1 protein-coding gene is annotated in these 255 nt (G+C 64.3%); it reads left to right on the top strand.

Translation table 11 applies throughout. The annotated features are described in order from the left end of the window. The coding region (locus FNJ47_RS55670) for an ATP-binding protein (RefSeq protein ID WP_488226115.1) at positions 1 to 255 on the top strand (255 nt) is incomplete at both ends.

Below are 255 nucleotides of genomic sequence, written 5' to 3'. Positions count from 1 at the left end.
AGCATGGCAATGTGATCTATCTCGGCGAGCGTGAGTGCTCGATCCAGCGCCGCAACCAGAAGGTCATCGAGGAGGCGCCGTCGCCGCTGCTCGACGAGACCACCCGCCGCAAGATGGGCGAGCAGGCGGTCGCGCTGGCCAAGGCCGTGAACTACGATTCCGCCGGCACCGTGGAATTCGTCGCCGGCCAGGACAAGAGCTTCTACTTCCTGGAGATGAACACCCGTCTGCAGGTCGAGCATCCCGTCACCGAGC

It is taken from the genome of Bradyrhizobium uaiense (assembly GCF_010811875.1).
Taxonomy (GTDB): domain Bacteria; phylum Pseudomonadota; class Alphaproteobacteria; order Rhizobiales; family Xanthobacteraceae; genus Bradyrhizobium; species Bradyrhizobium uaiense.
Note: the sequence above shows the minus strand (reverse complement) of the source record. Positions and strands in the feature narration are given on the sequence as shown.